The sequence below is a fragment of the Catenibacterium sp. GCM10023432 genome (assembly GCF_042651925.1).
GTDB classification, from domain to species: Bacteria; Bacillota_I; Bacilli_A; order Erysipelotrichales; family Coprobacillaceae; genus Catenibacterium; species Catenibacterium mitsuoka.
On record NZ_JBHSEB010000090.1, the window covers coordinates 40,467 to 60,100 of the forward strand.

Annotated in this window: 18 protein-coding genes; 1 reads left to right on the forward strand and 17 read right to left on the reverse strand. The window is 35.5% G+C overall.

Translation table 11 applies throughout. From position 1 onward, the window contains the following. Positions 1-9: 9 nt before the first annotated feature. From ACFOZZ_RS11635 to ACFOZZ_RS11685, 11 genes are all read right to left on the reverse strand, one after another. A complete protein-coding gene (locus ACFOZZ_RS11635) occupies positions 10-1,119 on the reverse strand; it encodes a CamS family sex pheromone protein (protein ID WP_147556396.1) in 1,110 nt (369 codons plus the stop codon). Further along, on the reverse strand, positions 1,116-3,101 hold the full coding sequence (gene ligA / locus ACFOZZ_RS11640) for an NAD-dependent DNA ligase LigA (protein WP_055289302.1): 1,986 nt from the start codon (positions 3,099-3,101) through the stop codon (positions 1,116-1,118). The genes ACFOZZ_RS11635 and ligA overlap by 4 nt, the downstream gene beginning before the upstream one ends. A 60-nt stretch (positions 3,102-3,161) precedes the next feature. Continuing rightward, the gene (locus tag ACFOZZ_RS11645) at positions 3,162-5,294 is read right to left on the reverse strand and encodes an ATP-dependent helicase (protein WP_376815292.1); all 2,133 of its coding nucleotides are present in this window, start codon (positions 5,292-5,294) and stop codon (positions 3,162-3,164) included. A gap of 61 nt (positions 5,295-5,355) precedes the next feature. Further along, complete coding sequence (locus ACFOZZ_RS11650) at positions 5,356-6,276, reverse strand: dihydroorotate dehydrogenase (RefSeq protein WP_376815293.1); 921 nt, start codon at positions 6,274-6,276, stop codon at positions 5,356-5,358. Then, positions 6,269-7,027, reverse strand: a complete 759-nt coding sequence (locus ACFOZZ_RS11655) for a dihydroorotate dehydrogenase electron transfer subunit (protein WP_055289296.1) — start codon at positions 7,025-7,027, stop codon at positions 6,269-6,271. Before ACFOZZ_RS11655 ends, ACFOZZ_RS11650 begins: the two co-directional genes overlap by 8 nt. Before the next feature lies 1 nt (position 7,028). Next, the gene (locus tag ACFOZZ_RS11660; RefSeq protein ID WP_320803377.1) at positions 7,029-8,294 is read right to left on the reverse strand and encodes a dihydroorotase; all 1,266 of its coding nucleotides are present in this window, start codon (positions 8,292-8,294) and stop codon (positions 7,029-7,031) included. 3 nt (positions 8,295-8,297) lie between these two features. Further along, positions 8,298-8,777: a pantetheine-phosphate adenylyltransferase gene (coaD, locus tag ACFOZZ_RS11665; RefSeq protein ID WP_006506612.1), complete on the reverse strand. Its 480-nt coding sequence runs from the start codon at positions 8,775-8,777 to the stop codon at positions 8,298-8,300. Then, positions 8,774-9,331, reverse strand: coding sequence for a 16S rRNA (guanine(966)-N(2))-methyltransferase RsmD (gene rsmD, locus ACFOZZ_RS11670; protein WP_055233822.1), 558 nt, complete (start codon positions 9,329-9,331; stop codon positions 8,774-8,776). The genes coaD and rsmD overlap by 4 nt, the downstream gene beginning before the upstream one ends. Continuing rightward, positions 9,312-9,683 (reverse strand): YlbF family regulator, encoded by a 372-nt coding sequence (locus ACFOZZ_RS11675; RefSeq protein WP_376815294.1) that lies wholly within the window; start codon positions 9,681-9,683, stop codon positions 9,312-9,314. The genes rsmD and ACFOZZ_RS11675 overlap by 20 nt, the downstream gene beginning before the upstream one ends. Then, a complete protein-coding gene (locus ACFOZZ_RS11680) occupies positions 9,680-10,906 on the reverse strand; it encodes an FtsW/RodA/SpoVE family cell cycle protein (protein ID WP_055289294.1) in 1,227 nt (408 codons plus the stop codon). The genes ACFOZZ_RS11675 and ACFOZZ_RS11680 overlap by 4 nt, the downstream gene beginning before the upstream one ends. Then, the gene (locus tag ACFOZZ_RS11685; RefSeq protein WP_055233824.1) at positions 10,903-11,160 is read right to left on the reverse strand and encodes a UPF0223 family protein; all 258 of its coding nucleotides are present in this window, start codon (positions 11,158-11,160) and stop codon (positions 10,903-10,905) included. Before ACFOZZ_RS11685 ends, ACFOZZ_RS11680 begins: the two co-directional genes overlap by 4 nt. Positions 11,161-11,280: 120 nt before the next feature. Between ACFOZZ_RS11685 and def the strand changes: the two genes are divergently transcribed. Next, complete coding sequence (def, locus tag ACFOZZ_RS11690; RefSeq protein WP_055233825.1) at positions 11,281-11,850, forward strand: peptide deformylase; 570 nt, start codon at positions 11,281-11,283, stop codon at positions 11,848-11,850. Positions 11,851-11,900: 50 nt separating this feature from the next. Here the strand turns inward: def and ACFOZZ_RS11695 are convergent, their stop codons facing one another. The 6 genes from ACFOZZ_RS11695 to ACFOZZ_RS11720 all read right to left on the reverse strand — a co-directional run. Continuing rightward, positions 11,901-12,326: a hypothetical protein gene (locus ACFOZZ_RS11695; RefSeq protein ID WP_055233826.1), complete on the reverse strand. Its 426-nt coding sequence runs from the start codon at positions 12,324-12,326 to the stop codon at positions 11,901-11,903. A gap of 33 nt (positions 12,327-12,359) precedes the next feature. Then, a complete protein-coding gene (locus ACFOZZ_RS11700) occupies positions 12,360-12,980 on the reverse strand; it encodes a rhomboid family intramembrane serine protease (RefSeq protein WP_055289292.1) in 621 nt (206 codons plus the stop codon). Then, positions 12,973-13,971 (reverse strand): DNA-processing protein DprA, encoded by a 999-nt coding sequence (locus ACFOZZ_RS11705; RefSeq protein ID WP_278780184.1) that lies wholly within the window; start codon positions 13,969-13,971, stop codon positions 12,973-12,975. The genes ACFOZZ_RS11700 and ACFOZZ_RS11705 overlap by 8 nt, the downstream gene beginning before the upstream one ends. Before the next feature lie 97 nt (positions 13,972-14,068). Then, the gene (gene ppdK, locus ACFOZZ_RS11710) at positions 14,069-16,708 is read right to left on the reverse strand and encodes a pyruvate, phosphate dikinase (RefSeq protein ID WP_147556394.1); all 2,640 of its coding nucleotides are present in this window, start codon (positions 16,706-16,708) and stop codon (positions 14,069-14,071) included. 155 nt (positions 16,709-16,863) lie between these two features. After that, the gene (locus tag ACFOZZ_RS11715; protein WP_376815295.1) at positions 16,864-17,973 is read right to left on the reverse strand and encodes a DEAD/DEAH box helicase; all 1,110 of its coding nucleotides are present in this window, start codon (positions 17,971-17,973) and stop codon (positions 16,864-16,866) included. Beyond that, positions 17,973-19,634 (reverse strand): glutamate ligase domain-containing protein (locus tag ACFOZZ_RS11720; protein WP_376815296.1); only part of this gene is annotated, 1,662 nt, incomplete at its 5' end. The genes ACFOZZ_RS11720 and ACFOZZ_RS11715, both read right to left, overlap by 1 nt.

Here is a 19,634-nt window from a genome sequence, read left to right on the forward strand (position 1 = left end):
ATTAACCTCCTACTGTTCTAATATAGATGTCTTTGCATCTTCGCCTTTTTTCTTAATAATCACAGCCATCAATTCATCCTGTGAATACACAAGAACCTTAATATTAAAGTCCTGTGTGAATTTACTATTAATGTTATCAGCAATCACTGAAGTCAGATATAGTAATTCTGTATATGTCTTGATATTCAAGTGTGCTGTGATTTTCATTGACTGAATTGTATCATTGATGTAGTTGGCTTCACCAACTAAACCAGCCGCTTCTGTAGAAGCCTTCTTCAAGTTAGACTTGATTGTCGCAAAATCTGAAGCAGTGGCTGGATCTAACTTAGATGCACGAGAACTAGTAAAGAAGACATTTTCATGATTAACCTTCTTTAAAGTTCCAGCACTGCCACCTTCGCAAAATGCTTCATAAATATAATTACCATTTGTTTCAGATATTTCATTATTATTAGCACGATATACACCAATCATAACGGGAATATCTGTTAATTTTTTCTTATTTGAACGGATATACTTATAAATCTTCTTAACACACTGCTGTGAATAGGTTCTTAATTTTTCATCGCTGAGCGTCACTGCAGGTGAAGAAAGTTTACCATCAATCTGTTCTTTAGGATCAAGAATAAGCGCAATAGAAATACCTTTTAATACATAACCAGAACCGCTCTTCTTATAATAATCCTGTTCAGTTAAATTAGATACAAGAACAGGACTCTGTAATCCTTCATAAGTCTTACCACTTTCTATCTGTAATGTATCAGGATATTTCTTATCTTCTTCTTTAGTTCCTGCTGCATCTCTTTTTAGAAGATTATTATAATCGGTTGGTGTTAATTCTAATCCTTCTGATAAATAATAATCGTTTGTAGAGAAATGACTAGTGGAAAGAATCTGTAATCCTGAACCGATAGTTACTAAATCCTTTGTATTACTGAAGTTCAAATAGAATTTCTCGCTATTTTTAGAACGTCCATTATTAATCATGTTGTAGTAATTGCCATCAAATGTCTTAGCAGATGACTCTTTTGTACTACTTGATGTTTTCACTGTTTTGCTGGAGCATCCTGTCGCAAAAATAAGCATGATGCTAACAAGAGCTTTTAAAAATTTATTCATAGTCCGCTAGCCTCCTTAAATGCTGATTCATTCATGATTGAAATACCAAGATCAACTGCTTTAGTATATTTAGATCCTGGATTTTCCCCAACAATCACTAAATCTGTTTTCTTTGATACACTACCTGTGACATTTGCACCCTGACTTGTTAGATAATCTTTAATTTGTTTTCTTGTCATAAGTGTTAAGGTACCAGTAATAACGACTGTCTTATCTCTAAATGGATTATCACCTTCCTGACGGACTTTTAAATAATCCATATTGAGCCCTAACTCCCTTAAATGTGCAATCAACTCTAAATTACGTTCATTACGTTTAAATGCTGCAAGAGAAGACGCAATTGTATCACCTACATCCTTAATACTTGTTAATTGTACATAATTTGCATTAAGAAGTGCATCCATTGAACCAAAATGATAAGCAAGTGTATCTGCCATCTTTGCTCCAATTCCTTTAATACCTAAACCAAATAAAAGCTTTTCTAGAGAATTTGCTTTACTATTCTCAATCGCCTCTAAGAGTTTATCCATGGATTTCTTCCCAAAACCTTCAATATCCATGATTTCTTTTTCATGTACACCAAGATGATAAATATCTTCAATACATGTCACAAAACCTAAGTTATAGAACTGTTCGATGATCTTATCACCAAGTCCATCAATATTCATTGCTTCACGACTTGCAAAATGAATCAGCTTCTCAATCTTCTTTGAGTCGCATTCTTCATTCACGCAATAATAAGCGGCTTCATTAGGTTTTCTTACAAGTAGAGAACCACACTTAGGACATACCGTAATCATCTTAAAAGGTATTTCATGACCAGTGCGTCTTTCTTTAATAGCAGAAACAACCTCAGGGATGACATCTCCTGCTTTTCTTACAATAACATCATCACCTATACGAATATCTTTACGTATACAATTGTCTTCATTATGAAGCGTTGCGCGCTGAACAAGTGAACCAGCAACTCGTACTGGTTCTAGGACTGCATTAGGTGTAATCTGCCCTGTACGTCCAATTGTGAAGATAATATCTTTAAGTTTAGTAATCACTTCTTCAGCCGGAAACTTATAAGCAATAGCCCATTTAGGTACCTTTGCTGTATAACCTAGTTTTCTTTGTGAATCAAGGTCATTGACCTTAATAACCACACCATCAATATCATAAGGAAGTGTTGGTCTGAGTTTTGCTACTTCTTCAATATAGTTCCATACTTCCTGAATAGTCTTGCACTTACGTGTATAAGGATTTGTCTTAAATCCAAGATCCTTGATTTTCTCTAAACATTCATAATGTGTAGAAACATTTAATTGAGATGCTTCTGGCACATGATATAAGAAGGCATCAAGGCCTCTTTTTGCCGCCACACGACTATCTAGCTGTCTAATACTGCCTGCTGCTGCATTACGACAATTCGCAAAGAGAGGAAGACCTGCATCAGTACGCTCTTTATTCAATCTTTCCAATGCCTTTTTAGGCATGATGATTTCACCACGTACTTCTAGTGGTCCTTTAAAATCAATATGAAGAGGGATGGAACGAATCGTTTTAACGTTATGAGTAATATCTTCACCCACAGTTCCGTTTCCTCTTGTTGCTCCATACTGTAAAACACCATCCTGATATACAAGCGACACAGATAAACCATCCAGCTTCAGTTCACATATATATTCTGGATTAGGAATCACATCAGTGACACGATTATTGAAGGTATAAACCTCATCTTCATTAAAGATATCACCAAGTGACATCATCATACGCTGATGTGTCACCTTCTTGAAACCTTCTAATACTTCTCCACCCACTCTCTGGCTAGGAGAATCAGTAGTAATCCAGGCAGGATTGGCCTGTTCAATACGGATTAATTCTTCCATTAAACGGTCATATTCCTGGTCACTTACAGTAGGATTGTCCTGTACATAATATTCATAGTTGTATTTATTCAATAAGGCTTTTAATTCATTAAGTCTTTCAAATGACATCTTACTCATTCCTTTTCTTTTGGTATTATAACAAAATTCTCTCGATAATAAAACCGAAAATCAGTTAGATAAGCGCTTTAACGCATGATGATTTCCCATTAAGGTCTTGATTCCATGAGGCACTTCAAAGGCTACATCAATTAGCTGACCATTAACCTTTACTACTACACCCTTGCCAAAAACATCATGATTGACAAAATCGCCTACTTTCCAGTCATCTACACCATTATCACCAATCAAATCAGGATAAGATTCATGAACATAATGACGTGTCTTAAATTTCGAAGGACGCCCTACGTGTTCTACAGAATCACGACCAATTTCATCAACAAAACGTGATGTGACCTTAGGAGATTGAGAGACAAAGCTAAAGCCCTGACTATCAGTTAAATAAAGACGCTTTTTAGCACGTGTAAAGGCAACATAGGCAAGTCTTCTTTCTTCTTCTAGCCCTTCATCTCCTCCTTCACTGAGTGTTCTTTCAGAAGGAAAAATGCCTTCAGATAAGCCTGATACAAAGACATAGTCAAATTCTAGACCTTTCGCCATATGAATACTCATAAGTGAGACATAATCACCTGTTTTTTCTTCGTCCTGAGATGTATAGAGCGCAATATCCTGTAAATAAGATTCAAAATCAGGTGTTTCTGGATGAGTCTTCACATAAGTATCAATGGAATTCTTTAATTCCATGAGGTTTTCAATACGATTGTCTTCTTCATTCTGCTTCATTAAAGCAAGATAACCTGTATCCTTTAATAAATCTTCATAAATATCTGCTAGACTCTTATCAGAGACTCTGGCCTTTTCAATTACTTCTACAAGTTCCTTTAAGCCTTTTTTAGCTTTACCACCTACACCAATTTCATCCAAGAAGAAACAGACTGCTTCATAATTGGTAATTCCATGTCTCGAAGCTGTCAAAGTGATTTTTTCTAGTGTCTTAGTCCCAATACCTCGCGTTGGTGTATTAACAACACGTTCAAATGAAAGGTCATCACCCATGACTACAAGTCTGATATAACTTAAAGCATCCTTCACTTCTTTACGGTTAAAGAACTTGAGACCACCAAAAATCTTATAGGGGATCTGGCGACGAATCATTTCTTGTTCGATTGTACGAGATAGATAATTGGCACGATATAAAACAGCAATATGAGATTCAGAAATGCCTGTCTGAGTAATTTTCTCAATTGTATCACAAATATACTTCGCCTCAGCATCTTCACTCACTGCTGCATAATGTATAACCTTATCTCCTTCTTCTAGTTCAGAGAAAAGACTTTTTTCTAATCTATTCTTGTTCTTACGAATCAGATTATTAGAGATATCAAGAATAGTCTTTGTTGAGCGATAATTCTGATCAAGAATAACTGTTTTAACATTCTTATAATCTTTATCAAAGTTCATGATATAGTTCACATCACTCCCTCTGAAAGAATAGATTGTCTGATCAGGATCACCTACAACACAAACAATAGAATCCTGAGCAAAATAATGAATGAGGTTATATTCAATAGAACCTACATCCTGGAATTCATCAACATGGACAAACTGATAACGTCTAGACCATCTCGATACAATATCAGGATTATCCTGGAAGATCTTTAATGTATTTAAAAGAAGATCATCAAAATCCATCATATTATGGTCTTCTTTATACTTTTCATACAGTACAAAGACTTCTGCCTTGATTTTTTCTCCTGGCATATTTCCAGCTAGCTGCAGGGCTTTAGCTGGAGTGACAAAGTTCACCTTATAAGAAGAAATATAATTGATCATAGATTTCACACTGATTGTTTTCTGATCAATCTCTTTTTCTTTGTATAACTTTTTAATAAGTGATTTCTGGTCTTCTTCATCCATAATGATAAAGTTATGAGGATAACCAATGGCTGTAGAATGTTGTCTTAGTACGCGTACACATAAAGAGTGGATGGTACAGATTGTTATACCTAAAGAGGTACCAAGAATAGTTTCTACTCTTGTCTTCATTTCATTAGCTGCTTTATTAGTAAATGTGATAGCAAGAATATTATGAGGATTGACTCCTACTTCTTCAATTAAATATGCAATACGATATGTGACGACACGTGTTTTACCTGAACCGGCACCGGAAATGATTCTTAAGTGTCCATCTAGATAAGTGGCTGCTTCTAGCTGTTTAGGGTTTAATAATTGACTGAGTTCCATATTTATAATCCTCCTTATTCGCACCACTTAATATAACATAAAAAAGAGTGCTAGGCACTCTTTATTTATATTGATGTGATTTTCCAATAATATCAGTGATGTTTTCAATACCCATTGCATCAAGTTCATCATTTATTTCCTGAATAATACGAGGACATGCATATGGGTCTACTAAGTTAGCACAACCAACCTGTACAGCACTTGCACCTGCAATCATCATTTCGATTGCATCTCTACCAGTAGAAATACCACCCATGCCAATAACTGGGATATTCACTGCCTGAGAGACCTGATAAACCATTCTTAAAGCAACTGGGAAGATAGCAGGTCCTGAATAACCACCTGTCTTATTCGCAATAATAGGCTTACCTGAACGGATATCAAAACGCATACCAACTAAAGTATTGATCATTGAGATACCATCAGCACCGGCTTCTTCCACTGCTTTCGCAATTGCCACAATATCAGTTACGTTTGGAGATAACTTAACATAAAGTGGTTTAGTAATGACAGCTTTTACTGCTCGAGTCACTTCTGCTGCCATAGCAGGATCAGTACCAATGGCCATTCCTCCTGCATGAACGTTAGGACAGCTGATATTTAATTCTAATGCCCCAATACAATCTTCTTTAGTCAATTTTGCAGCAGTCTGTACATAATCATCAATACAGCTGCCACCAATATTCGCAATTGCCTTACCTGAATAAACTTCTCTTAGTTTAACTAATTCAGTTTTAATGACTTCATCAACACCTGGATTCTGTAAACCAATCGCATTTAATAAACCAGAAGGTCCTTCCGCAATACGTGGAAGTGGGTTACCATAGCGTGGTTCAAGTGTTGTACCCTTCAAGCTCATAGAGCCTAATACATTAATATCATAGAACTTAGTGAATTCATAACCGAATCCAAAAGTACCACTTGCTGGAATAACAGGATTCTTCATATCAAGTCCTGGTAGTTTTACAGATAAATTAGCCATTGATAATCACCTCATCTGAAGAAAGAACTGGTCCTTCTACACAAATTCTCTTATATGGTTTTGTTTTTACTTTACATGAACATCCCATGCAGGCACCAAAGCCACAACCCATTCTTGCTTCAAAAGAAAGAGAACCATTATCTGGGAAGTTCTTTACTAATGCATCTAACATTGGTTCTGGACCACATGCATAGTAATGATCAAATGTTAAATTATTTTCTTTAATGGCATCAATGACTGTACCCTTAGTACCACAAGTGCCATCCATTGTAGAAATATAAGTAGGACAAAGCTTCTTGAATTCTTCTTCATAGAAAACATCATAAGAACCATTGAAACCTAATACTGCAGAGACCTTAACACCCTTTGCGATAAGTCTTTTTGCAAGACCATACATAGGAGGTGTACCACTTCCACCACCTACTACGATAACTTCATTGTAATCAGTATCAGTAAAACCATTACCTAGACCAATTAATACATCTAGTTTTTCTCCTGGTTTTTTTTCTGAAAGAATCTTAGTTCCTTCACCTCTGATACGATAGATTAGTTTAATATGTGTATCATCATAATCTAAAATACTCATTGGTCTTCTTAAGTATGGCTGAAGTGAGTCATTGATCTTAATATTGATGAACTGCCCAGGTGCTGTAATAAAAGAAGCCCCTTCCCCTTCAAGTTCCATTTCAAATAGACCAGGAATTAATTCTTTATTGTAGTTGATTGTAAGAAAATCCTGATAATTCTTCATTTTATTCCTCCACTAATAATTGTCCATCGACAATATTCATAATTAATTCACCTTTTACCTTCCATCCTAAGAAAGGTGTATTGCATGCTTTAGATTTCAAATCTTCTTCTTTGATTGTATATTCCTTATTTAGATCAAAGGCACATAGATCAGCCTTCATGCCTTCTTCAATAGAAGCATCCAGGTTAAGTGTCTTTGCAGGACCAGAAGTCAAGCAGTCAAGAACTGTTTCTAGCTTAATAAGGCCTTCTTCTACAATATATGTATAGATTAATGGGAAAGCATGCTGTAAGCCGATAATACCAAATGGTGCTTTATCAATTGGTTTATTCTTTTCATCTCTTGAATGAGGTGCATGGTCTGTCGCAATAACAGTAATGACTCCATCATTAACGGCCTTAATAATCGCTTCACGATCTTCTTTTGTACGAAGAGGTGGATTCATCTTATAGTTAGGATGACAATCCTGAATGTTATCTTCAGTTAAAATCAAATGATGAGGTGATGTTTCACCACTGACTCTTTCACCACGTGCACGGCTTGCACCAAGTAATGCAACTGTTTCTTTTGTAGAAATATGACAGATATGATATCTGTTATGAATCTTATCTACAAGCTGTAAATCACGGTCTACCTGCTTATATTCACTTGCACTATTGATACCAATCAAGCCATGCTCTTTAGCATAATGACCTTCATGAATGCAGCCACCATGTAATTCAGATTCATCTTCACAATGAGCGACGATGATAGAATCAAGTGCTTTTGCACGTGTCATGGCTTCTTCCATCTTTTCATCTTTCTGAACACCTTTACCATCATCTGAGAAACCAAGAACGATTGGCTGTTTGATATTTTCTTCCATATCAACAACCTTCTGACCCTTTAATTCTTCTGTGATAGCACTATAAGTATATGTTTTGACCTGTGCATCCTTTTCACAGCGTTTTGTAAAGTCTTCAATTGTTTCCTGATCATCCATACAAGGTAATGTATTAGCCATTGCGACAATCGTTCCATATCCACCATAAAGTGCGGATGCACTACCAGTAGAGATAGTTTCTTTATGTTCAAAGCCAGGTTCACGAAGATGTGTATGGATATCAATAAAGTTATGAGATAAAAGTGCTCCATGAAGATCAATCACTTTATCTGCTTCTTCATTACATGCACCAATCTTCTTGATGATGCCATCTTTAATCAATACATCTGTATCACTGAATGATTCATGACGATACAAATGTGCATTCTTTAATAATAAACGCATAATCTACCCCCTGTATTTTTTAATTAGTTTTTCTTCAACACATGCTGGTACAAGACCTTCAACACTATGATTATGAGATACAATCTCCTTCACAAACGATGAAGAGACAAATGTATAAGCAAGTCGAGTCATTAAGAAGACTGTTTCAATGCCTTCATCTAAATACTGGTTTGTAAAGCACATCAAAGACTCATAGTTATAGTCTTCTGTTGCACGTAAACCACGTACAAGCACCTGCGCTCCCACTTCCCTTGCATACTCTACAGCAAGAGCACTACTTTCGTCAATGACAACATTAGGAAACTGTTTTGTTGCTTCTCTTAACATTTCTATACGTTCTTCTACAGAGAATAAGCATGTCTTATGTGGATTAATAAAAATAGTCACATAAAGTACATCATACATCTTAGAAGCACGTTCAATAATATCAAGATGTCCATTTGTGACAGGATCAAATGTTCCCGTATATACTGCCTTTATCAAGATGAAGCCCCCTCATATTTCACGATTTGAAGACATGTGATACCATAATTGTTTTCTTTAATAAGTCTAAAAGGTGCTTCGTATTCAAGCTTCTCTTCAGTTAAATCTTCTATCACGAGAATACAGCCATCTTTCAAGTTTCCATTATCCTTAAGTGTATGAATAATATCCTTATTAATCTTCATACCATAAGGTGGATCTAATAAAACAAGACTAAACTGAATGCCTTCTTCCTTAAGAATTCCTAAAGCCTTACGATAATCAGCTTTCATCACATGTGCATTCGTAATCTTTAAATTATTAATATTCTCTCTAATAACTTGAAATGCCTTATATTGTTTATCTACTGCATACAGTTCATCCATTCCTCGACTTAACGCTTCAATGCCAAGTCCTCCACTTCCTGCAAATAAGTCAAGGCAGATTCCTCCATCAAAATAAGGACCAATCATATTATAAAGATTCTCTTTATTTTTATCTGTTGTAGGACGTGTCAGCTTAGAAGGCACCGCCTTTAGCTGTCTGCTTTTATATTTACCTGCTATAACGCGCATAACTTCTTCCTATCCTTCCCTTTGCGAGTTCATCACTGATATCATCAAAGACAATTGTAGTGATGTCATCTAACATTTCATTGAGTTCACCATAAGCACTCAAATATGCATTCATCTCTGGTATACTGTAAAGTTCTCTTCTTATATTTGTGATACGTTCCTGAAGCTCTTTCGTATCACAATAGGGGCCAAAACGTGCTAAATCTTCTTTTTCTTCATTTAAGCGATTCATTTCACGCATCAAAGACTTAACCTCAGGTAATTTAAATACTTGAAGTGAATCATGATATGACTTGAAGCACTCTTCTTCTTTAATTGCTTCTATAAGTTCATTAATTGATTCATAAATCATAATGATTTCTCAATAGCCTCCTGCTTCTTTTCACGATTATATTTCGCAATAAGAGCCTGAGCCACACCAATACAAGTTAAAGCCATTAAAGTCGATGTACCACCGGCACTAATTAATAGTAAAGGTACCCCAGTCATTGGAATAAGACCAGATACACCACCTACATTGACCATTAAATGTACAAAGAAGTAACTTGCGATACCAATAAGAGTAAGTTTATCTCTTGATTCTTTCATACAGAAAGCATATCTAAATAATCTACAGATAATAATAGAGTAAGGAATAAAGAATGCCGCAAAGCCCACTAGTCCTAATTCTTCCACAATAATAGAGGAAATAAAATCGTTCTGTGCTTCAGGAATATAACCGAATTTCATAATAGAATTTCCGAAGCCACGACCAATCAACCCGCCATTTGTATAGCCTACAAAACCATTGATAATCTGATAGTTGGATCCATAAATATCTTTTAATGGATTCAGCCAAGAAGCAATACGTGCCATCTGATGACCTTTTAAGAAACGTTCATGAAATAAGATAAAGACAAGTACTGCAAGAAATACAAGAAATAATCCAATAATCTTATAAGGACGATAATATTGAGATGGAGTCGCAAAGAACAGACAGGCAGACATGACGAGTAGAATCAAGCCACTTCCCATATCCTTCTGAACTTTCCAGCAGATAAAAAATGCGAAAAAAACGAGCAATGCAGGAAAAGCAACACAAAGCATAAATTTACGACGAACGAGTTTTTTTCTTTTTTCAGCTGATAAGCGATTTGAGATACGGACCTGATCAGGTAAGACACCAAATATATAGCTCAATATAATAATCATAACAAGTTTCATAAACTCAACAGGCTGAATAGTAATAGGACCTACCTTGATCCAGGCATGGGAGTTATTAATTGTCCACATAAGACAGGCAAGCATCATAAGTATACATATCACATAAGCTGAAAGCATGATTGTTTCGCTTATGCGTCGTGTTTTATAGACACGTGCAAATAGAAACATACAGAAAAAGCCACCAGCAACAAAGACACATTGTTTCAATAAGTTAATAGTCGCAAAATTAGATCCTCTACTTGCCGACATACCTACAGAAGCATCACCAATCATGACAATCCCAAAACAGGCAAGAAAAATCGTACAGGCATAGATGGTTTTATCTGTACCAGTACGTTTAAACATCATCTGCAGCTTCTTGAAAAAGTTCATAGTTTAACCCACTCTTCTTCCTGAGCACGTTTGAAAACTTTATAAATAGAATAACCTGACGCTTCTTCAAAAGCTTTATCTAATTGCTTCTGTAATGATTTAGAGTCTGCAATAGATGTAAAAGTACGGTAATGTTCCATGAATTCTTTAGCACTGATACCTTCTTCATAAGCCTTCTCTACTGCGTTATATAGTTCCACAACATCGATAATTTCTTCAGTTGACCAATCTGGATCTAATGGATAATCGTACATATTAAAATACCTCCTAATTTAAGAAATATTATACATGAAATAGGCTTAAAAGAAAATAGGCTATACATAATTGGAAAAAGCCAAGGACTCTGCTATAATGACACAGAGGTGAAACGAAGTATGTTAAGCATGAAAAATGTAATTGATGATAAAAATCCTTTAATTCGTGAAAAATCTAAAGAGGTGACTTTACCATTAAGTGATGAAGACCGTCATACTTTAATGGAAATGTATCAATATCTTGTAGATTCTCAGGACGAAGAAAAGGCTGAAAAGTATGATTTAAGACCTGGTGTAGGTATTGCCGCTATTCAGATTGGTATTCCAAAGAGAATGTGTGCTATTTATATTCCTGCAGTAGATGAAGAAGGCAATATTGTAAAGTGCGATCAGTGGGCACTTGTTAATCCACGTATTGTTGCAAGTACAGTAAAGGTCGCATATTTAAAGAATGGTGAAGGATGCTTATCTGTTCCTGAAGACCAGCCTGGTATAGTTCCTAGAAGCGCTAAAGTTACTGTAAAAGGCTATGATGCCTTAACAGATCAGGAAGTGACTATTGTTGCAAGAGGCTTTACTGCCATCTGTTTACAGCATGAATTAGATCATTTCGAAGGTGTTCTTTATTATGATCATTTTAATAAAGAAGATCCAAAAGCACCAATTCCAAACGCAATGGTGATTGAATAATACTCCTCATGGAGTATTTTTTTTGCATTTTAAAAGACAGCTTACGCTGTCTAGTAATAATCTCTACATATATTAATCATATCATTCACATAGACGATTCCACCATTGATTGCATTATCTGATAATTGACATTTAAGTTCTATTGGCAGCTTACAGCAATATTGTTCACGCATAAGAGGCAGATCCTGCCTCATGCATAAATCAGATATATCATCAAGTGCCTTTGAAGAAAACATAAATGTAGAAAACAAAGCAATATTCTTCACATGATCACGGTTGAGCTTCATGACAAACTGTTCTACTTCTTTTGATTTACCAAAGTATGGACAATCAAATCCAAGAACAAGAAGATCTACACAAGCATCAAAATCATAGTCTTGAAATGAAATTGCCTGTGTTCTTGCAGTTTTTGCCATCATGGTTGCAAGTTGTTGTGCATATTTACTTTTATGACTGTAGACAATCGCAATATTCATAGACTCACCTCGTGGATTCAGTATATCAAGACATTATGAACTATGTAAGAACTTCTCACGTTTTCTTTTATTTATATATAGAATAATATAAGCAGACACAAAACCACCAATCAGACCGCTCACATGACCAGATAAGGATATTGTTGGAACAACAAAAGATATAAACAACATTAATAAAACATTCATCCCTAAGCTTCTTGCAATGTCGCGAAGCTGTGAGGGAAAGAATAGATAAAGAGCACCAATAGCTCCAATGATTCCAAAAATAACCCCACTGACACCACCGCTTACTGTATGTGCTCCTGTGCCAAATAATAAATAAGCAATATAAGGAAGACCAGTGGTAGAAAGCATAGATGTGAGTATCACTATTATATACTTTTTAGTTCCTATTAAATATTCAGCAAAGCAACTTAAATCAAATAAAGAGTAACAGTTAACTACAATATGCATCAGGCCAAAATGAATGAAATTGGCCGTGATCAAGCGATAGTATTGATGTGTGACATGAACATAATAAGGATTGAATCCTCCTGCCGCTAAGCCCTGCATGGCATTCATATCAATACTAAATAATAAAGTTGTCGCTATATAAGTCATTATACATAAAGCAAGCAATGTATATGTTACTGGATATTTTTTTATATTATTCATGCTTATCCTCAATAAATTCAAATATTGTCATCTGATCAATACTTGGATCATCCTTTTTAATAATAGTTTCATGATTATCTAATACTTCTGCCAGAGTGACATCAGATTTCAAATCTTCATCAGTAAAATGTGCTTCTCCCATTTCAATCAGTCTAATATTACCGCTATAGTCCAATGTTTCATAGACAAGTTGTCTTGTCCAGTGAGAATGAATATTCTGAATAGATGTAAACCAGACAGGTCCACTACCAATATGAGTTCCTGTAACCACTTGTGCAAAGACCATACCACAGATATAAAGATTCTTATCTAATGCATGTGTCACATCGAATAAAGCATAAGGGTCATTGGCACTCATAATCAGAAGTTTATTCTGTTTTAAATATTTAGAATAGAGTCTGATCTTATCAAACATATGATCTGCGACAAATAAAACAGCATTCCCATTATTAGTTAAATGAGTTCTTAAAGCTAACTCTTCCACGCCCTTAGAACCACCCACAACAAGGGTATAACCTTCCTTAGAAACCTTCTTCATGACTTCCTTAGTAACATGACGCATTGTCTTATTCATCACCTGTGGACCAGCAACTGAAATATTAACACCATAACTTAAAGAGAGATCACCTATATAGCTTATTACTAAGGGCATCTTGCTTCCAAGCACTCGTAAACAAGCTGGATAATCTTCTTCATAAATAGTAGTAACACCAATATTCTGGCTTTCTAGATTCTGAAGCGCATAAAAGAGATCAGGCAGTAATTTCTGCCTTTTTTCTATCTTACGCGCTGTAAAAGCATCAAGTCCAATAATCTGAGTCAAAGTATCATAACTCATACCAGTAATCATGCTCGGTTCTTTATTTATGGATTTCAATTTTTTCTCGATTTCCTGCCATTCTTCAGTATTCAAAGGCTGCAGAGAACTTGGAATCAAATCACCACAGCATAATATCAAGGCAAGACTGTTTAATGTTAGTTGTAATTTCATATTCTTATATTCCTTCTTAAATGACATTATACCATAGAAAATTTAGATAAAAAAGTGGCCGTTCTTACGAACGGCCTAGTGAAAGGATAAGTAGTTATTACAAAATACCCATTTTTTCTTTAACAGCAGCCTGAGCAGCAGCAAGTCTTGCGATTGGTACACGGTAAGGTGAGCAAGATACATAAGTTAATCCGATCTTATGGCAGAATTCTACTGTCTTTGGATCGCCACCATGTTCACCACAGATACCAAGTCTGATATCAGGACGAGTTGATCTTCCCTTTTCAGATGCAATCTTCATTAATTCTCCAACGCCTTCCTGGTCAACAGTAGCGAATGGATCATGTTCATAGATATTCTTAGAATAGTAATCGCCTAAGAACTTAGCAGCATCATCTCTTGAGAAACCGAATGTCATCTGAGTTAAGTCATTTGTACCAAATGAGAAGAATTCAGCTTCAGTTGCAATCTTGTCAGCAGTGATTGCAGCTCTTGGAATTTCAATCATAGTACCAACTTCATATTTCATGTCCAATCCGCTTTCAGCAATTAACTTGTCAGCAGTCTTAACAACTACATTCTTAACATACTTTAATTCTTTAACATCACCAACTAATGGAATCATGATTTCTGGAGTAACTGTATGTCCTGTTTCCTTAGTTACGTTGATTGCAGCTTCGATTACAGCTCTTGTCTGCATTTCAGCGATTTCTGGATAAGTAACAGCAAGACGGCATCCTCTGTGACCCATCATTGGGTTGAATTCTTTTAATGATTCTACTCTTTCCTTTAATGCTTCGAAAGTCATACCTAAGCTTTCAGCTAATGGTTTGATTTCTTCATCAGTATGAGGTAAGAATTCATGTAGAGGTGGATCTAAGAAACGGATATTAACACTATATCCATCCATAGCTTTGAATAATTCTTCAAAGTCTCCTCTCTGGTATGGAAGAATCTTTTCTAACGCTTCCTTACGAGTTTCTACATCTTCAGCAGTAATCATTCTTCTGAAGTTGAAGATTCTTTCTTCTTCGAAGAACATATGTTCAGTACGGCATAAACCGATACCTTCAGCACCAAATGATGCAGCCTGTTTAGCATCTCTTGGAGTATCAGCATTTGTTCTTACATATAATTTTCTTTCTTTATCAGCCCAAGCCATGAAAGTTTCGAAATCACCACTGATGGCAGCAGGAACAGTCTTGATCTTCTGAGCAAATACTTCACCTGTAGAACCATTTAATGATACATAATCACCTTCAGTTAATACTGTACCATCTGGTAATGTTAATGTCTTCTTATCTTCAGAAACTCTTAATACACCACAACCAGCAACACAGCAAGTACCCATACCACGAGCAACTACTGCAGCGTGAGATGTCATACCACCACGTACTGTTAAGATACCTTTAGCTAAGTTCATACCTTCGATATCTTCTGGAGAAGTTTCATTACGTACTAAGATCATATCCTGAACGCCATTTGCATGCGCTTTCTGAACATCTTCAGCTGTGAAGTAGATATGTCCAGTAGCAGCACCTGGAGAAGCAGCTAAACCTGTAGCAACAGCCTTTGCAGCCTTATAATCATCTTTATCGAAGTTTGGATGTAATAACTGGTCTAACTGTTTTGGTTCAACCTTTAATAAGGCTTCTTCTTCATTAATCATGCCTTCTTCAACCATGTCAACAGCAATCTTTAATGCAGCCTGCGCTGTTCTCTTACCATTACGAGTCTGTAACATGAATAATTTACCATCTTCAATTGTGAATTCCATATCCTGCATATCTTTATAATGATCTTCAAGAATATGACAGATCTTCTGGAACTGTTCATAACATTCTGGCATAACTTCATTTAATGTAGCAATTGGCTGAGGTGTTCTGATACCAGCAACAACGTCTTCACCCTGTGCATTCATTAAGTATTCACCGAATAATTTATTTTCACCAGTTGCTGGGTTACGAGTGAAGGCAACACCAGTACCTGACTTATCACTTCTGTTACCATAAACCATCTGCTGAACGTTTACAGCTGTACCCCAAGAACCTGGGATATCATTTAAACGACGATAAGTGATGGCACGGTCATTATTCCAAGAACCGAATACTGCTTCAACAGCAGCTAATAACTGTTCAATTGGATCCTGTGGGAAATCAACACCTGCATGTGCTTTATAAGCTTCTTTATATACAGCAACAACTTCTTTTAAGTCTTCTGCTGTTAATTCAGTATCGAATTCAACACCTTTTTCTTCTTTGATTGCATCAAATTTATGTTCGAAATCTGATTTTGGGAATCCCATTACAACGTCAGCGAACATCTGGATGAAACGACGATATGAATCGTATACGAAACGTTCATTTCCAGTTGTTGCAGCGAATTCCTTAGCAACTTCATCATTTAAACCAAGGTTTAATACTGTATCCATCATACCTGGCATAGAGATTCTCGCACCAGAACGTACAGATACTAATAATGGGTTCTTTGGATCACCTAAAGTTCTTCCAGTGATTTCTTCAAGCTTTTTAACATGTTCAATGATCTGTTCTTTAATATCATCTGAGATCATTTTTCCGTCTTCATAATATTGTGTACAAGCTTCTGTAGTCACTGTAAAACCCTGAGGCACAGGTAAACCGATACCTGTCATTTCAGCAAGGTTGGCACCTTTACCACCAAGGAGATTACGCATATCCTTGTTACCTTCGCTAAATAAGTAAACATATTTTTTCATAACTACTCAATCCTCCTTATGTCTTTTCACTTCTTTTATTATACACGTGTAAGGGCTTACTTGCAAACGCTTTCTTTTCTGTAATTGATTACATATTAAAAAAAAGCCCTATATAAGGGAATTATTATTGTTAAAAAAATAACAACTATTTTCTCTTATCGGGCTAAATGATGGATAATTGCAATTAATTTGTCTGGTTCAAGAGTATAAAGCACATCTGGGTTCTTATTGATTGTTTCATAAAGAAGATGCTGATTCTTTTTATAATCCTCCTTAGAAATGGCAATCACAGGCTGTTTTAATACTGCCTTTAGTTGTTTATCTGTCATATTTGTATCATAGATGTATGAATGCATCACGCCTTTGACATGTGTCAAATGACTCATATATTGATAAAAACCATTAACACCTATATGAATTACTGTCTCACAGCATAAAGATAAATAGCGAGACGCTATGTCTGACACAATCAAGAGACCACCCTTTTTATTGAACTCATGCATAATGCGATACTGAGATGCACGATTCATAAATTGATGAATGACAAGTTCTGTATTGAATTTTTTTTGATAATAAAGAACATCTTCATAGCTTTGTACAAAAATCACCTGCTTATTTTCTGAATTAAAATAAGCGTCTTCTGTAATAAAATGCATACAATGAGGAATGGACTGGCATTCATGAAGTGTTGTATTAATATTATCTTTTAAGTCTTTATGATGATTAAGACCATATAGAATGCTGGCACAATCAAGGGGCATATGCTTCTTGATTTCTTTAATTTCTCTTATTTCTTCATTAGAAAATTGATTGGATTCCTGATAAATCAGATAAGATACAAAGTTGGTATCAATGACCTTTCTTCTAATATATTCCAATAATTTGGTAGGTGTCGTAAAGAGGATATCTATTCCATTATGAATCGTCTGGCATTCTTCAAAGGTATTGGTTCCTGGATAGGACGTAATAAAACGATATTGTGTGTATTTATTGTATTCTCTCATATCAAAAGAAGAAGAAAGCAGTTCTTCTTTATGTCCAAGAAGAATGATCTGTGTCTTCTCTTCATGAATCATTGAGGCGAGCAGTGGCGGGACAATAGATAAGAGACGGTCTTTTGTTGAATCTATATTCAATATAAAAGACTGGCTCTTCTCAATCAAACGATAAGACTGCTTCTGAACAATACCAGGTGCAATCATCCCCATATCACCTAATGCATGAATGACCTCATCAGGCCATGCATATTTAATATATTTTTTCATTATTTGGATAAAATATATTGTCTCACTTTTGAGATAAAATAAAGAGAACCTGTAATAAACACAACACCTTTATGACTATATGCCTCTTCTACGGCATGTTTCCAGTCTTCATCAATTTTGACTGGGAAATCTTCAGCAAGTTGTTGAGCCGTTGCACGACGAGGATGATCAAATTGTGTGACTGTAATATCCTTTGATAAAGATAACAACGTCTCTAACATATGATGTGTATCCTTGTCACCTAAAGCTGAAAAAATAATCTTGATATTACTAAAATCACGAGCACTTTCAAAGAAAGCATCCATTCCCTCTCTATTATGTGCCCCATCTACAATAATTAATGGATTTTGATGAATTGTTTCAAAACGGCCTTCCCATACTGCATCATGCATTCCTTTTTCTAGATCTGCATCCTTGAATGGGAATTCTTTTCTAATATATTCTAGAATATTAATCGCAAGTGCACTATTAGCGACCTGATAGTGAGCTGATGTAGACAAATCAATATGATATCCATGATAATCATAAGAAATAGAGGCTCCATAATAAACACGTTTAGGTTTTCTTATTTCTATTACATAAGAATGATGCTTATGTGCTTCTTCATAGAAGACTTCTAAACATTCAGGTCTTCTTTCCGCTGTCATATAAGGAATACCACGTTTAATGATTCCTGCTTTACTTCTTGCAATACTAGCATATGTGTTACCTAGGAACTTGACATGATCTAAACCGATATTTGTATTAACAGAAAGTATTGGTGAAATGATATTTGTTGCATCGAGTGTACCGCCTAGACCTACTTCAAATAAGGCAATATCGACACCCTGTTCAATAAAGTACATCACCGCAATAAACACTTCTATTTCAAACTTAGAAAGCTCATATGCCATCCAGTCATCCATATAACGATTGGCATATCTTACAACAGTTGTTTCATCAATAGGTTCATCATCCACTCGAATAATATCTAAACGATTCACTAAGGCTGGAGATGTAAATGTCCCTACTTTATAGCCTGCACATTTAAGAACTTCTTTTGTATAGTTTGTTGTAGAACCTTTTCCATTTGTTCCACCAATATGAACACAAGTTAACTTAGTCTGTGGATCATAGAAGTCATACATGAAGTTCTTAAAGTTCGTTAAAGAATAAACACGGTCCTTTTGTGCTTCTATAAATTCTAATACCTGATCATAATCACTAAAACGAGGAAGCACTGGAATAGTCTTCTTCAATAAATAACGACTATTTGATTCTACATCTACTACATAATCATGCTGTTTAAAGAAAGAAAGATGTTCTTCATCTGTATAAGCAGTTAGTTCTTTTGTCACAAATCTTTCTGCTAATTCAAGAAGTTCTTCCTGTACAAGTGTATCCTGATAATCTTCAGATACATAGACAAAAGAAATATTAGACAAATCAAGTAGTTCAAGTATGCCTACAATCACTTCTCCACTATATGCAAGAAAAATCATCTTACATGGGTCTTTTAAAGCCCTTGATGTTTCATAATAGTCTCTTGCAAGAAACTGCACAATTGCGTCAATATCCTCTCTAGTCGCAATCTTATATTCAAAATTTTCATTCATATTAACCTTCCATTCCTTTCCGCCTGCGGCTCCAAGGCACACATAGTAATGAATAATTCTTGTTTG

Coding starts and splice junctions, on each gene's coding strand:
- ACFOZZ_RS11650 (WP_376815293.1), bottom strand. CDS start 6,276: ATGGCTAATTTATCTGTAAAACTACCAGGACTTGATATGAAGAATCCT.
- rsmD (WP_055233822.1), bottom strand. CDS start 9,331: ATGCGCGTTATAGCAGGTAAATATAAAAGCAGACAGCTAAAGGCGGTG.
- ligA (WP_055289302.1), bottom strand. CDS start 3,101: ATGTCATTTGAAAGACTTAATGAATTAAAAGCCTTATTGAATAAATAC.
- ACFOZZ_RS11635 (WP_147556396.1), bottom strand. CDS start 1,119: ATGAATAAATTTTTAAAAGCTCTTGTTAGCATCATGCTTATTTTTGCG.
- ACFOZZ_RS11680 (WP_055289294.1), bottom strand. CDS start 10,906: ATGAACTTTTTCAAGAAGCTGCAGATGATGTTTAAACGTACTGGTACA.
- ACFOZZ_RS11660 (WP_320803377.1), bottom strand. CDS start 8,294: ATGCGTTTATTATTAAAGAATGCACATTTGTATCGTCATGAATCATTC.
- ACFOZZ_RS11705 (WP_278780184.1), bottom strand. CDS start 13,971: ATGAAATTACAACTAACATTAAACAGTCTTGCCTTGATATTATGCTGT.
- ACFOZZ_RS11685 (WP_055233824.1), bottom strand. CDS start 11,160: ATGTACGATTATCCATTAGATCCAGATTGGTCAACTGAAGAAATTATC.
- ACFOZZ_RS11655 (WP_055289296.1), bottom strand. CDS start 7,027: ATGAAGAATTATCAGGATTTTCTTACAATCAACTACAATAAAGAATTA.
- def (WP_055233825.1), top strand. CDS start 11,281: ATGTTAAGCATGAAAAATGTAATTGATGATAAAAATCCTTTAATTCGT.
- ACFOZZ_RS11695 (WP_055233826.1), bottom strand. CDS start 12,326: ATGAATATTGCGATTGTCTACAGTCATAAAAGTAAATATGCACAACAA.
- ACFOZZ_RS11645 (WP_376815292.1), bottom strand. CDS start 5,294: ATGGAACTCAGTCAATTATTAAACCCTAAACAGCTAGAAGCAGCCACT.
- ACFOZZ_RS11715 (WP_376815295.1), bottom strand. CDS start 17,973: ATGAAAAAATATATTAAATATGCATGGCCTGATGAGGTCATTCATGCA.
- ACFOZZ_RS11675 (WP_376815294.1), bottom strand. CDS start 9,683: ATGATTTATGAATCAATTAATGAACTTATAGAAGCAATTAAAGAAGAA.
- ppdK (WP_147556394.1), bottom strand. CDS start 16,708: ATGAAAAAATATGTTTACTTATTTAGCGAAGGTAACAAGGATATGCGT.
- ACFOZZ_RS11700 (WP_055289292.1), bottom strand. CDS start 12,980: ATGAATAATATAAAAAAATATCCAGTAACATATACATTGCTTGCTTTA.